This is a genomic window from Corticimicrobacter populi, from assembly GCF_003123725.1.
GTDB lineage: Bacteria > Pseudomonadota > Gammaproteobacteria > Burkholderiales > Burkholderiaceae_B > Corticimicrobacter > Corticimicrobacter populi.
In genome coordinates, this window is record NZ_QETA01000007.1 from 94,246 (window position 1) to 107,392 (window position 13,147).

The window sequence follows — 13,147 nt, forward strand, 5'->3', positions numbered from 1 at the left end:
GCGTCAACATAGCACACTGCGCAGGTCAATGCGCCCGTACATCAGCCAGGAACTTCTGCGCCCGGGGATGCCTCGGGTTGCCGAAGAATTCGTCGGGTGCCGCCACTTCGATGATCTGTCCCGCGTCCATGAACACGACCCGGTCGGCCACTTCGCGGGCAAAACCCATTTCGTGGGTCACGCAGACCATCGTCATGCCGTCGCGTGCCAGTGCCTTCATGACCTGCAGCACCTCGCCGACCATTTCCGGATCGAGGGCGCTGGTCGGCTCGTCGAACAGCATGACCGGCGGCTTGAGCGCCAGCGCACGGGCAATCGCCACGCGCTGCTGCTGACCGCCCGACAGCGACCCCGGATAGGCCTCGGCCTTGTGGGCCAGTCCCACGCGCTCCAGCAGGCTCATCGCCAGATCGCGGGTTTCCTGCTTGCCTTGCTTGCGCACATGCACGGGTGAATACATGATGTTCTGCAGCACGCTCATGTGCGGGAACAGGTTGAACTGCTGGAACACGAAACCGATGCCCCCGCGCAGGTGATTCAGATTCACCCCTTTGGCATGAATGTCCTGGCCATCGACCAGGATGGTGCCTTTCTGGATTTCCTCGAGGCGATTGATGGTGCGGATCATCGTGGACTTGCCCGAACCGGACGGCCCGCAGACCACCATGACCTCGCCCTTGCGGACATGCAGGTCGATATCGGTCAGGACGTGATGGTCACCGTACCACTTGTTGACTTTGTCGAATTTGATCATGGGAGCATTCTTTCCGAAAAATTCAGGCTGGGCTCATCTGCCGCACGCGGCGTATTTTCCGGTCCAGCCAGCCGACTGCACGGCTCAGGCTGAAGCAGACGATGAAATACATGATCGCCAGGATGCCGAACACTTGCAGCGGCTGTGTCAGCACCATGTTGTTGATCTGGTTCGCGGCGAAGGTCAGCTCGTTCACGCTGATGACGTATCCCAGCGACGTTTCCTTGATGGTTGAGACAAACTGGCTGGTCATGCCCGGCAGCACGTTGAACAGCGCCTGCGGCAGGATCACCTTGCGCAGCGTGGTCCAATAGCCCACGCCCAGCGAGCGGGATGCCTCGATCTGTCCCTTGGGAATGGCCTCGATGCCGGCGCGGATCACCTCGGACAGGTAGGCACTCTCGTAGACCACAAGGGCGCAGACCAGCGTCCAGAATCCGCTGATGGAGTGGCCGGTTACCTTGGGCAGGACGAAATAGGCCCAAAAAATCAACATCAGCAGCGGCATACCCCGGATCATGTTGACCGTGTAGCCGCTGATGCGGGCCACCCAGCGATACGGGCTGGTGCGAGCCACAGCCAGCAATATCGCCAGCGGAAACGACAGCGACAGGCCACACACGGCCAGGATCAGCGTCATGGCCAGTCCGCCGAGCGGACCATTGGGATACTGGCCGACCAGCAGCATCAGCCAGTATTGTTGCAGGATATCAAGCATGGCCAGCCCCCCTGTTCAGGGCAAAGCGTGCCTGGATGCGCATGCCGATCAGCATGATGAGGAAGGACCCGCACAGGTACAGCACGGTCGCTGCGCCAAAGGTTTCGAAGGTGCGATAGGTTTCATTTTCGATCTCGCGAGCCTGGTAGGTCAGCTCGACCACACCGATGGCCATGGCCACGCTGGTGTTCTTGAACAGCAGCAGCGCGCGACTGATCAGCGGACCGGTCGAAATGCGCAATGCCTGCGGCACGATGACGTAGCGCATCGTCTGCAGATAGCTCGAGCCCAGTGCGCGGGCCGCCTCGAACTGCGTGCCCGGAATGGCACGCAGGCCGCTGCGGATGTCTTCCGCGATATAGGCCGAAGAACCGAGCGCCAGCGCGATTGCCGCCAGCGACAGCTCGGCATTGTGGGCATAGAGCCAACTGCGGAATCCTTCCGGCAACAGCTCCGGCATGCCGAAATACCAGAACAGCACCTGCACCATCAACGGCACATTGCGGTGATATTCGACGAAGGCATCGACAATCCAGCGGCAGATCCGCAGGTTGAGCGTGCGCACGACGACCAGGACCATGGCAAGCGAGAACGCCATGACCCAGGCCACCGAGAACAGCGTCAGCGTGGTGGCCATGCCATTGAGCAATTGCCACAGGTAGACGGATTCAAGCATTTGGCATCCCGGACGAAACGATCACTCGGCGATCGGTGCGATCTTGAAGCTGCGTTCCAGCTTGTAGGGTGTTTCGGCACCGAACCACTTTTCGAACAGTGCCGCCGCCGTACCATCCTGCTCGGCCTCGTCGAGGATCTCGTTGACGCGGGCCACGAAGGCCGGCTCATCCTTGCGCATGCCCAGCCCCCAGTACTCCATGAAAACCGGCTCACGCACGATGGCAACCGGTGCCGTCGGCGGCGACTGCAGCAGCAAGCGCACCAGCACCAGTTCGGAAGCCACCTGGGCATCGATCTTCTTCTGCTGCAGGGCCAGGTAGGTCGCCGAACTGTCGGCGTAGCCGATCACGGAAGACTTGTCGAGAATTCGCTTGACCTCGCGTTCGGAGCTTGATCCCTTGGTCGCCCCCACGCGGCGGCCGTTGACCTGCTCGACGGTCTCCAGGCCCGAGTCCTCGCGCACCAGCAGTTTTTGCGGGCTGACGTAGTAGGCGTGACTGAAGGCGATCTGCTCGGCCCGCGCCGGCGAGTGGCCCAGGTTGGCGGCCAGGATATCGACGCGACTTTCGTTGAGCTCGGGCACGCGGGCCGCCACCGACAGCAACTTGTATTCAACACCCACGCCCAGCTTGTCGGCCACCAGCTTGCAGACATCCACGTCGTAGCCAACCAGGGTACGGGTTGCAGCATCCTGGAAGCTGAACGGCTGCGACGTCCCCAGGGTGCCGCAGACCAGCGTGCCGCGCGCAGCGATATCGGCCAGTTGGTCGGCATGGGCCGGAGCTGACGAGACCAGTGCGGCCAACGACAGGCAGACAGATGCGGTGATTTTGGATTTCATGGTTTTTTTCCCCTTGGATGACGCGCACGTTCAGGTGCGCGGATAAATTCAGGCCAGCTTTTCGCAGGCCGCCCGGATGCCCAGACAACCGGCGCGGATATCGTCCAACGAAGCCGCAAAGGACAGGCGGAACGTGCCCGGTGCGCCATATGCGGTGCCACTGATCACCGCCACACCGGCATCCCGCAGGAAGAACAGGCACAGATCCTCGTCGTTGCGGATGACTGCGCCGTCCGGCGTGCGCTTGCCGATCAGGGCAGCGCAATCCGGGAAGGCGTAGAACGCACCTTCCGGGCGGATCAGGGTCAGTCCGGGCACCGAGGCCAGCAAGTCGCAGGCGACCTCGCAACGTTCGCGGAAAATGGCTGCGAACTCGTCCACGCAGCCCTGGGGACCGGTCAGCGCCTCCAGTGCAGCCGCCTGGCTGATCGAGGATGCTCCGGACGTGCTCTGCGACTGCAGGATCGCCATTGCCCCGACCAGCCCGGCCGGGCCGGCACCGTAGCCGATGCGCCAGCCCGTCATGGCATAGGCTTTGGACACTCCGTTGACCAGCAAGGTTCGATCCGCCAGCTCGGGTGCCACGGCCAGGATATAACTGGGTGCCCTGTCGATGAAACTCAGGCGCGCATACATATCGTCGGTCATCACCCAGGCGTGCGGATGACGTACCAATACATCGGCCAACGCCCGCAATTCCTCCGCCGAGTAAACGGCCCCCGTCGGGTTGCTGGGCGCGTTGAAGATCAGCCATTTGGTCCGGGGCGTGATGGCCGCCTCAAGCACTTCCGGGGTGAGTTTATACCCTGAAGCCAGATCGGTCTGTGCAATCACCGGCTCGCCACCGTTGACGAGTACCATGTCGGGGTACGACACCCAATAGGGAGACGGCACGATCACCTCGTCGCCCTCATTGAGGGTGGCCGCCAGGGCATTGAACAGGACCTGCTTGCCACCGGTGCTGACGATGATCTGCCCGATCGGATAATCGATACCGTTTTCCAGCTGCAACCGGGCGGCAATCGCCTTGCGCAGCGCGGCCACGCCCTGCGCGGGCGGATACTTGGTCTGCCCGTTGTCGATGGCGCGCTTGGCCGCTTCGCAGATATGCGTCGGCGTCGAGAAATCGGGTTCGCCGATGGTCAGGTCGATAATGCTGCGGCCCTGCTCGCGCAGTTCCGCAATGATGCCGCGTGCCGCCACGCTGGGCGACAGCTTGATACGTTTGATCCGGTCCGCAATGATGGACATGTCAGGCTCCTGTTTTTTCTGCAATCGTCTTGTCCAGCCAGGGCTTGGGATAGTTCCCGGCTGCAATCTTGCGCTTGGATTCGGCCTCGGCGGCCTCCTTGGCCTGCGCCTGGGCCAGCACCGCCCGAGCCTGAGCGTAGGGAATCGCCACCACGCCATCGGCATCGCCGACGATGATGTCGCCGGGCTGGACCACCATGCCGCCGATGCTGACGGGCACGTTGACCTCACCCGGACCGTCCTTGTACGGCCCGAGATGCGACACGCCACGTGCGAAGCAGCCAAAATCATGCTCGGCGAACACGTCAGAATCACGCACCGCGCCATCAATGACGAAGCCGCGCACCCCGCGGCGGCGGGCATCGAGCATCATCAGCTCACCGACCAGCGCGTTGCTGAGTTCCCCCTTGCCATCAACGACGATGATCTGGCCTTCCACTGCCATCGAGATCGCCTTGTGGATCATCAGGTTGTCGCCCGGCCGGACCTTGACGGTCACGGCAAAACCGACGATGGGCTTGCCGGCCACATGGTAGGGCCGCAGCCCGACCGCGCCGTACAGGCGCTGCATGCAATCACTGATCTGTGCCACGCCGATCTGCTCGAAGGCATCGAGCAGGCTGGCATCCTGTTCAGCCGCAGGGCTGGGGAAAATTCGGAATCCGATCTTATCCATGAGTCTCTGAAACATCGCTTGGGTATGGGGTCAGGGCTATTACACGGCAGCACACCGCCTTCCTCAAAACGATATAAATTCCACTCGGATCAGGAGTTTTTTTCCTGTTAGTGTTTACCCTATCAGGAAAATAGCGCTCGAATTATTGGCTGTGTCCAGCTAGAGTGGCACCTGGGCCGTATCCCGCCCGTTTCAAGGAGACAAACCAATGACACATGGCACCGCCAGAACCCTCCCCCTGCTCGGCCTTGCACTGACCAGCGTACTGCTGGCCGCCTGCGGCACGACCACCTCGACCTCGGCCCTGCAGAGCGGCCAGGAACAGCCCTCCTTCCAGCAATCCGCAGCGGCCCTCGCCGCAGCAGCTGCCTACGAATCCGGACTGGAAATCTTCCACCCGGTCACGGGCACCCAGGGCATGGTCGCCACCGAGCAGAACCTGGCGTCCATGGTCGGTCTGGCAGTGCTGCAGGCCGGTGGCAATGCCGTCGATGCTGCCGTGGCGGTCGGGTTCGCACTGGCAGTCACGCTGCCCAATGCCGGCAACATCGGCGGTGGCGGTTTCATGGTGCTGCATGATGCCAAAACGGGCCAGAACATCGCGCTGGATTTCCGGGAAATGGCACCCAGCCAGGCCAGCCGCGACATGTACCTGGGCCAGGATGGCAACGTGATCGATGGCAAGTCGCTCTACACGCACTATGCCGTGGGTGTGCCGGGTACCGTCGCCGGCATGGCGCATGCCCATGCCAAATGGGGTTCGCTGCCCTGGGCGCAACTGATCGCGCCCGCCATCCGCCTGGCCGATGAAGGCTTCATTGTCAGCAACAGCCTGGCCAATGGCCTGCAGCGTGAAAAGGACAACATGGGCAAATGGCCCGCCACCCGTGCCATCTTCTGGCGCGACGGTGCACCGCTCAAGGCCGGCGACCGACTGGTCCAGAAAGATCTGGCCCGTTCGCTGACACTGATCGCGCAACAAGGCCCCGCCGCTTTCTACGAAGGCGAAATCGCCCGGAAGATTGCTCAGGAAATGGCGGCCTGGCCTGGTGCCATCACCCGGCAGGACCTGCAGAGCTATCAATCCATCGAGCGCAAGCCGGTCGAAGGCACCTATCGCGGCTACCAGATTGCCACCATGCCGCCGCCATCGTCGGGCGGTGCACACCTGGTGCAGATGCTCAACATCCTGGAACGCTGGCCCCTGGCCGAGTGGGGCCAGAACAGTGCGCAAAGCCTGCACTACATGGCCGAAAGCATGAAGCTGGCCTATGCGGATCGCGCCGAATTCCTGGGCGATCCCGATTTCGTGAACATCCCGCTGAGCGGCCTGATTTCCCAGGCCTATGCCGACAACCTCGCGCTGTCGATCACCGACCGGGCCCGCCCCGCCAGCGAAATACGCGCCGGCCAGCCGCAAGCCTATGAAAGCGACCAGACCACGCATTATTCGACCATCGACCAGCACGGCAATGCCGTCGCCGTGACCTACACGCTGAACACCAACTTCGGCACCGGCATCGTGGTACCCGGCACCGGCATCCTGCTCAACAACGAAATGGACGATTTCTCTGCCAAGCCGGGCGTGGCCAACACCTACGGACTGATCGGCGGCGACGCCAATGCCATCGCACCGGGCAAGCGACCGCTGTCATCCATGACGCCGACACTGGTGCTGAAAGACGGCCAGCCTTTCCTCGTCACCGGCAGCCCGGGCGGCTCGCGCATCATCACCACGGTGCTGCAGACCGTAGTCAACGTGATCGACTTCAACATGAACCCGGCCGAAGCCGCCTCGGTGCCGCGCATCCATCACCAGTGGCTGCCGGATGAGCTGCGCATCGAAAAGGGCCTGAGTCCGGATACGATGGCGCTGCTGGAGCAACGTGGGCACAAGCTGGCGGTGAAACCCGCCATGGGGCGTACCCAGACGATCATGGTGCGGGATGGAAAGCTGTACGGGTATTCGGACCCGCGTAATCCGGATGGGTTGACGCTGGGGTTTTAAAGAGTGAGGAGGCCGGGGGAATAAAATCCCTCGGTCGGTACGGGCCAGGATTTGAGATAATCAAGACTCACTTCCCTGGTCGGCCTGCCCGACACTTTCCATGGTGTCGACATCACAGGCATGCCAGGAAACCTGTTTATTGCGCCCGTACTCAAATTCCATCCATCATGAAAGTGCTTTCCGACCTCAACCCAAAACTGGAAGACACCATTGTGTCCGTTGTAGAGGAAGGCAATATTCTCCAGACAAATAAAGATTACAAGGCAGCACTACAGAAATATCAGGCCGCATGGGACTTGCTGCCTGCCCCCCAACTGGATTGGGAAATTGCCAGCTGGATCGCCTCATGCTTCTACAGTATCCATTTTGAGTGCGCCGCCTATGCCGAAGCCAAGAAATGGGCAGAAATCTCCCTGAAAACCAGAGGCTCGGACATCGATACTGCCCCGCTTATTGACCTGGGCATGGTCTGCCACGAACTGGGCCAGGATGAAGAGGCATATGCCTATTTTCATGACGCCTATCGTTATGGTAAACAGCGGGCATTTCGGGAGCGTCCGAAAAAATATCTGGACTTTTATCTGGGCAAAAAATCAAGGACATCAACATAGGGTCATACAGCACGAGACTCATGCCTGCTTGCTTGCCGCAGCCTTTTCCTCTCGCTCAAGCCGGGTATCCTGCCACGGCCAATGCCCATTGATTTCAACGCCCAGGGAGATACTCAGGAAAGTACGCACCAGCACCAGGCCCGCGAGAATCAGCAAATCGTCGAGTGTGGGCGCAATGACCAATGAATTGAGAATATCTGCGGCCACGAGAAACTCCAGGCCAAGCAGAATGCTGCGTCCGAGCGACGATCGAAAAGGATGATAAGCCTTGGCGTAGCCATCACGCAGCGATTGCCTGAAAAACTGCCAGGTTGCTGCGGCCGATCCTATCAGGATCGCAAGAGTTCCGCAGATTTCAAGCAGCGAAACGGACAATTCATAAAAAGTCTTGAGCATGAGAGGCGTGCCGGGCGAATCGAATAGCAGGAGTGTGAACCTGTAGAACCGGTGTGTCTACAGGGGCCGCAGTAGGTGCGCTCAGAATGCCCGCAATGCAGCACATTACCCGGCAGCCTGGCCTACAGCATCTCAAGCACTCAAAAACCTGCCGATGGCAGCCTGCTGATCTGCCCGCATTTCAAGCGCCCGGCGCCCATCGTCTGTCAGGGCAGCGATCATCAGAGCCGGGTGTGGAGAGGGTGTCAGCGTTCTCTGTGGAATGGCCTCGATCAGTCCGAGTGATTGCAGCTTGTCAAAAACGGCCTGTTTCTTGTGCCATGGCGTTTGGCGTAATCGAACGAGTTCCAACACTTGCCAAATACTGGCGTGAAGCTGCACGGTTGTGGTGCTTTGAAGCTGCGTCATACCAAGGTCCTCATAAAGACCACACAAGATCACTTTTTTGAATTATTGCGATCCAGAAATGCTTTCAAGCTTTTTACTGTACACCACGCCCGTGTAAATAACATTTCAATCCAAATGCATATGCTCATTCTGCATGCAGAGGCTGATCCGTTGATGTTTATATCTCCTCAATACAACAAACATGCACGAGCAGGCTGACTGAACGGATGCCCTCTTGGTGACACCACTCAGTCAGCCTGCCCTTTCAGACAGAATGATTTGCCCTGCCCGACTCACCGCAGGTGATGCACTTCCTGTGTCCCATACACCTGCACCGGCAGCCCTGCCTCACGCGCCTTGAGCTGCAGTGCCAGATACTGGGAATAATGCCGTGACTGGTGCAGGTTCCCACCATGGAACCACAGGGCCGGCTGCTGGGTCGGTTTCCACATATTGCGCTGCTCTCCTTCCCACGGCCCCGGGTCCTTGGTGGTGTCTGATCCCAGGCCCCAGCACTTGCCAACCCGGTCGGCCATTTCCTGTCCGGCCAGGTCGGCTACCCAGCCGTTCATCGAACCATAGCCAGTGGCGTAGACCACCAGATCGGCCGGCAGCGCCGTACCATCGGCCAGAACCACGGCATCCTCGGTCAGATGGCTGATATCCGTGCGCGACCTGAGCTTGATGCTGCCATCGATGATCAACTGGCACGCGCCAACATCAATGTAGTAGCCGGAGGCCCGGCGCAGGTATTTCATGAACAGGCCGGAGCCGTCATCGCCCCAATCCAGCATGAAACCAGCCGCCTCAAGTTGGCGATAGAAGTCCGCATCACGCTCGCGGATCTTGTCGTAGACCGGGATCTGGAAGTCGGCCATGATGCGATACGGCAGCGAGGCAAACAGCAGGTCGGCCTTGCGCGTCGTGACACCGGCCGCCAGCGCCCGTTCGGAATACAGGTCGCCCAGGCCGATCTCCATCAGCGAATCTGAACGCACGATGTGGGTAGACGAGCGCTGCACCATGGTGACGTCCGCGCCCGCCTCCCAAAGGGCCGCGCAGATATCATGGGCCGAGTTATTGGCCCCGATCACCACTACTTTCTTGCCGGCATAGGCTTCGGGGCCGGGGTGCTGCGAAGAGTGCTGCTGCTCGCCCTTGAAGACATCCTGTCCGGCGATTTTCGGAATGTTCGGCTTGCCCGACATGCCGGTGGCAAAGACCAGTTGCTGTGGCCGCAGGATCTGCGTCTGGCCATCGCGCTCGATCTCGACTTCCCAGGCCTGACTGGATGCGTCGTACTGCACCCGCTTGCATACGGTGCTGCTCCAGTAGTTCAGCTCCATGACCTTGACGTACATTTCCAGCCAGTCGCCGATCTTGTCCTTGGGTGCGAAGACCGGCCAGTTCTCGGGAAAGGGAATGTACGGCAAATGGTCATACCAGACCGGATCGTGCAGGCACAGCGACTTGTAGCGCCGACGCCAGCTGTCGCCGGGCCGGGCGTGTTGGTCGATAATGAGGGAGGGCACGTCGAGTTGCCGCAGGCGTGCGCCCAGTGCGATACCCCCCTGGCCACCGCCGATGATCAGTACGTAGGGCTGGCGGGTCGTCCCGAGTTCGGCCTGTTCCTGCTGACGTCGCTCCTGCCAGGTCTGGCGGCCACGCCGGATACCATGTTCGGCCCCCATGGGACGGCGTACACCCAGAGGCTCCTCGTGCCCCTTCAGCTCGGACATGGTCGTGAGGAATGTCCAGATCCGGCCATGCTTGAGGCGGATATGTCCATAGCCACGCGCCAGCGCCGTCTCGATGCGCAACCAGCCTTCGACCAGACCCTGCCCGTCGTCGCTGACAGGCTCTGTATCATCCCGTTCGAACGCAACCGGCGCAACGCCCTCCAGTTGCTGTGCCAGCATGTCACGTATCTGGTCACGCCCCTCCAGTGTGCGGATGTTCCAGGTGAACATGACCAGATCGCGCCAGTAACTGTCATCGGCAAACAGGGCTGCGGCTTCCTCTGGCGCATGGCGGGCCAGCGCCTGAGTCAACTGTTCGAGAACGGTATCGAGCTGGCGTGCAGCCGGCGGCGTTTCCTGCTGTTTTTGCATGGTGTGTCTCCGTATCGTTTTTGATATGCCGGACTTCGTGCTGTCCGGTCATGGAGAACCAAGCAAATTACATGCCAGCCGCAAATCGGCCATGCTACTGGGGCCCGGCCGGCCAACACGGAATGAACCTGTGCCAGCAGTGACACAGGTGTCGCATCAGGTGTCGCGCCCTGTATCGCCATTGGCACACCCATTATCCAGGCCATCACGCCGGATGTAGCGATGCAGTGTGGAGCGGCTGATCCCGAGATGTCGCGCGGCGGCGCTGACATTGCCACCGCAGGCCTGCAACACACGTTGCCATGCAGCCTCTGCTGACCCATCGCCCGTCTTGCTGTCGAGTGAGAGACCCGGTCGCCCCGCGCGCAAGACCTCGGGCAGATCATGGACTTCGATGCACGGCCCGTCGGCCAGGGCAATGGCCAGCATCAGTGCATTGTCCAGTTCTCGCAGGTTGCCCGGCCAGTGATATGCCTGCAGCGCCTGCCAGGCAGCGGGAGACAGGCTTGGCACATCGTCCTCGACACTGCGCCGCTGCACTATCTGCTGCACCAGCCACTCGATATCCGTGCGTTGCCGCAAAGCCGGCAGCGACAGGACCGCCGCATTCAGGCGATACAGCAGGTCAGCCCGGAATCGTCCCTGCGTCGCCAGCGTCCCCAGGTCCTGGTGTGTTGCCGAGATCACGCGGATATCCACAGGTTTGCCGCGACGCGCGCCCAGAGGCATGACCTCCGATTCGGCCAGCACCCGCAACAGCCGGCTCTGCAGCGCCAGCGGCATATCGCCGATTTCGTCGAGAAACAGGGTGCCACCATCCGCCGCCTCGATCAGGCCGACGCGGCCGCGTGCTGCTCCCCCCGTATACGTGCCCGCCAGATAGCCGAACAATTCGCTCTCGATCAGGCTTTCCGGCAATGCGGCGCAATTGATGGCGACAAAATTTCCTTGCCGACCGCTGGCAGTGTGGATAGCACGTGCCAGATATTCCTTGCCCGACCCCGTCTCGCCCTGGAGCAGCACCGGCAAATCACGCGTTGCCAGCCGTGCGGCCCTGGCCAGCATGGACTGCATGGCAACATCGCACCCTGCCAATCCCTGCAACGCAGGGGGCAGCGCGGCATCGGCCTCGACCCGGCCGACATCGGCAACCCGGCCTGCCGGCGCGCGACGGGGTTCGATCGCATGGGCAAACAGCACGCTGCCATCACGCGCCATCACAACGCGCTCCTGTGCCGGGCGATACCGCATCAGCGTCGGCAACTGGTCCGTCTCCAGGTGCAGGAAGCGTGTCATCGGCTGTCCCAGCAAGCCTGCCGGCTTGCGCCAGTCCAGGCCGGCGGCACGCGCCAGGATGCGGGCACCGGTATGCGTCATGCCTTTGATGCGCCCCGCACCATCGATCGCCACGGCGGCCTCTGGATCAATATCCAGAAACTCGGGCGACAGCGACAGACACAGAACCCACTCCTGCCGATGGCAAGCCATGAGATTGGCCAGTTCGATGCGTCGCGTTGCGGCATTGGCCAGGTGCAGGGCCAGCCCCTGGCTGGCCTTGGCCTGCGGTGACTGCAGCAGCGACAAATCCAGCACTGCTGCCAGTTCCCCATCGTGGTGGTAGATGGGTGCTGCCGTGCAGGACAGCGGCGTGTGCATATGATCGAAATGATCGCTCTGGTGAATGGTCAGGGCTTCACCTGTCTGGAGGCAAGCCCCCACGGCACAGGTACCGGCCCGCTGCTCAGACCACTCCGAGCCCAGATAGAGACCGGCCTGTCGCAAGGCGTCACGCTGGCCCTCTGCCCCCAGGAAATCGACCGCCACTCCTTTGCTGTCGGACAGCAGCAGCACATAGTTCAGCCCTGCAACCTGCTGGTACAGGCGCTCCAACCCGGAGCGCGCAATATTGATCAGCGCCTCGGACTGCTGGCGATGCTCGCGCAACTGGGCATCCGGCACGATGTAGGCTTCGCAGGCCTGCGCCGGATCAAGCCGGTGATGTTCGATGCACCGCCGCCAGCTGTGTACCACTGCCGCATCGCGCTGCGACAGGCTGCCCAGGCAAACGGCCTCGATTTCTTGGACATGCGCCACATGTGAAGACTGCATCCGACCTCATCCCGAAAACAGGCGCGCCCGGCCGGGCATGGCCTGGATGCCAGTGTGCCGTCATGACGGCAGGCCGTACATGCAGGTTTTCCTTGAGATGCGGTGCAACAAACTTTGGGATTCAACTACAGACTGAACACGGTCAGCTTTTCGACCCCCGCCGCAGGATTGGCCTTTTCGACCGCACTCAGGAAGCCCAGAAAGTCCTTGTTGAATACCGTGAAGTTATGGATGAACTTCACGGTATGTTCCTGTGCTCCCTCCGCATAGACCACAGCCCACATGTAGCGTCCGCTGACTTTCACCGAGGTCCGGTAGACCCTGCGGATGCTGGTCAGAGGGATTTCCTTGAGCGCGCCATTGTCCCTGATGAAAAAATATCTGACATCAAAGTAGCACTCGGCCTGATAGCCAGACACATCAAAGAATTTCAGCAGCCAGGATTTCTTCGATATCCGCCTCATGCCCGCAGCAGGATCCGACTGCCGCCCTGCCTCTCTGGCACGGCTGATTTTCAGGAAAAAACCGATGAGCAGCAGAGGCGACATGGCCAAGCAGGTGTAGAGCAAAAACTTGTAAGACATGGCTCGATTCCGCTATGGCCAGT

General features: G+C 61.0%; 13 protein-coding genes. 2 read left to right on the forward strand and 11 right to left on the reverse strand.

What is annotated here, in order from left to right:
• Nucleotides 1-25: 25 nt before the first annotated feature.
• The 6 genes from DD235_RS14600 to DD235_RS14625 all read right to left on the reverse strand — a co-directional run bounded on the left by DD235_RS14600 (nucleotide 26) and on the right by DD235_RS14625 (nucleotide 4,918).
• Nucleotides 26-754 carry an amino acid ABC transporter ATP-binding protein gene (locus tag DD235_RS14600; RefSeq protein WP_109062831.1) on the reverse strand — a complete coding sequence of 243 codons (729 nt, stop codon included), beginning with the start codon at nucleotides 752-754 and terminating at the stop codon, nucleotides 26-28.
• A gap of 22 nt (nucleotides 755-776) precedes the next feature.
• Entirely contained in the window at nucleotides 777-1,472 is a 696-nt protein-coding gene (locus DD235_RS14605; RefSeq protein WP_109062832.1) for an amino acid ABC transporter permease, read from the reverse strand.
• Nucleotides 1,465-2,148: an amino acid ABC transporter permease gene (locus DD235_RS14610; protein ID WP_109062833.1), complete on the reverse strand. Its 684-nt coding sequence runs from the start codon at nucleotides 2,146-2,148 to the stop codon at nucleotides 1,465-1,467. The genes DD235_RS14605 and DD235_RS14610 overlap by 8 nt, the downstream gene beginning before the upstream one ends.
• A 21-nt stretch (nucleotides 2,149-2,169) precedes the next feature.
• Nucleotides 2,170-2,886, reverse strand: coding sequence for an ABC transporter substrate-binding protein (locus DD235_RS14615; protein ID WP_420810476.1), 717 nt, complete (start codon nucleotides 2,884-2,886; stop codon nucleotides 2,170-2,172).
• Nucleotides 2,887-3,039: 153 nt separating this feature from the next.
• Nucleotides 3,040-4,242 carry an aminotransferase class I/II-fold pyridoxal phosphate-dependent enzyme gene (locus tag DD235_RS14620; RefSeq protein ID WP_109062835.1) on the reverse strand — a complete coding sequence of 401 codons (1,203 nt, stop codon included), beginning with the start codon at nucleotides 4,240-4,242 and terminating at the stop codon, nucleotides 3,040-3,042.
• A gap of 1 nt (nucleotide 4,243) precedes the next feature.
• On the reverse strand, nucleotides 4,244-4,918 hold the full coding sequence (locus DD235_RS14625; protein WP_109062836.1) for an RraA family protein: 675 nt from the start codon (nucleotides 4,916-4,918) through the stop codon (nucleotides 4,244-4,246).
• A 208-nt stretch (nucleotides 4,919-5,126) separates the two neighbouring features.
• Here DD235_RS14625 and ggt point away from each other — a divergent pair, with 208 nt between their 5' ends.
• Complete coding sequence (ggt, locus tag DD235_RS14630; protein WP_109062837.1) at nucleotides 5,127-6,926, forward strand: gamma-glutamyltransferase; 1,800 nt, start codon at nucleotides 5,127-5,129, stop codon at nucleotides 6,924-6,926.
• A gap of 167 nt (nucleotides 6,927-7,093) precedes the next feature.
• Entirely contained in the window at nucleotides 7,094-7,537 is a 444-nt protein-coding gene (locus DD235_RS14635; protein ID WP_109062838.1) for a hypothetical protein, read from the forward strand.
• Nucleotides 7,538-7,555: 18 nt separating this feature from the next.
• On the opposite strand, the gene DD235_RS14640 is transcribed toward DD235_RS14635, so the two are convergent.
• From DD235_RS14640 to DD235_RS14660, 5 genes are all read right to left on the reverse strand, one after another.
• Entirely contained in the window at nucleotides 7,556-7,933 is a 378-nt protein-coding gene (locus tag DD235_RS14640) for a DUF1622 domain-containing protein (RefSeq protein ID WP_109062839.1), read from the reverse strand.
• Between the two features lie 132 nt (nucleotides 7,934-8,065).
• A complete protein-coding gene (locus tag DD235_RS14645; RefSeq protein ID WP_109062954.1) occupies nucleotides 8,066-8,341 on the reverse strand; it encodes a hypothetical protein in 276 nt (91 codons plus the stop codon).
• 272 nt (nucleotides 8,342-8,613) lie between these two features.
• Nucleotides 8,614-10,431, reverse strand: coding sequence for an NAD(P)/FAD-dependent oxidoreductase (locus DD235_RS14650; RefSeq protein ID WP_109062840.1), 1,818 nt, complete (start codon nucleotides 10,429-10,431; stop codon nucleotides 8,614-8,616).
• A gap of 156 nt (nucleotides 10,432-10,587) precedes the next feature.
• Nucleotides 10,588-12,540, reverse strand: a complete 1,953-nt coding sequence (locus DD235_RS14655; protein ID WP_109062841.1) for a sigma-54-dependent Fis family transcriptional regulator — start codon at nucleotides 12,538-12,540, stop codon at nucleotides 10,588-10,590.
• A gap of 125 nt (nucleotides 12,541-12,665) precedes the next feature.
• Nucleotides 12,666-13,124, reverse strand: a complete 459-nt coding sequence (locus DD235_RS14660) for a hypothetical protein (RefSeq protein ID WP_109062842.1) — start codon at nucleotides 13,122-13,124, stop codon at nucleotides 12,666-12,668.
• Between the last annotated feature and the right edge of the window lie 23 nt (nucleotides 13,125-13,147).

Bases quoted from the DNA above. Each gene is read 5' to 3' on its own strand.
- DD235_RS14600 (WP_109062831.1), bottom strand. From the start codon at position 754: ATGATCAAATTCGACAAAGTCAACAAGTGGTACGGTGACCATCACGTC.
- DD235_RS14605 (WP_109062832.1), bottom strand. From the start codon at position 1,472: ATGCTTGATATCCTGCAACAATACTGGCTGATGCTGCTGGTCGGCCAG.
- DD235_RS14610 (WP_109062833.1), bottom strand. From the start codon at position 2,148: ATGCTTGAATCCGTCTACCTGTGGCAATTGCTCAATGGCATGGCCACC.
- DD235_RS14620 (WP_109062835.1), bottom strand. From the start codon at position 4,242: ATGTCCATCATTGCGGACCGGATCAAACGTATCAAGCTGTCGCCCAGC.
- DD235_RS14625 (WP_109062836.1), bottom strand. From the start codon at position 4,918: ATGGATAAGATCGGATTCCGAATTTTCCCCAGCCCTGCGGCTGAACAG.
- ggt (WP_109062837.1), top strand. From the start codon at position 5,127: ATGACACATGGCACCGCCAGAACCCTCCCCCTGCTCGGCCTTGCACTG.
- DD235_RS14635 (WP_109062838.1), top strand. From the start codon at position 7,094: ATGAAAGTGCTTTCCGACCTCAACCCAAAACTGGAAGACACCATTGTG.
- DD235_RS14640 (WP_109062839.1), bottom strand. From the start codon at position 7,933: ATGCTCAAGACTTTTTATGAATTGTCCGTTTCGCTGCTTGAAATCTGC.
- DD235_RS14645 (WP_109062954.1), bottom strand. From the start codon at position 8,341: ATGACGCAGCTTCAAAGCACCACAACCGTGCAGCTTCACGCCAGTATT.
- DD235_RS14650 (WP_109062840.1), bottom strand. From the start codon at position 10,431: ATGCAAAAACAGCAGGAAACGCCGCCGGCTGCACGCCAGCTCGATACC.
- DD235_RS14655 (WP_109062841.1), bottom strand. From the start codon at position 12,540: ATGCAGTCTTCACATGTGGCGCATGTCCAAGAAATCGAGGCCGTTTGC.
- DD235_RS14660 (WP_109062842.1), bottom strand. From the start codon at position 13,124: ATGTCTTACAAGTTTTTGCTCTACACCTGCTTGGCCATGTCGCCTCTG.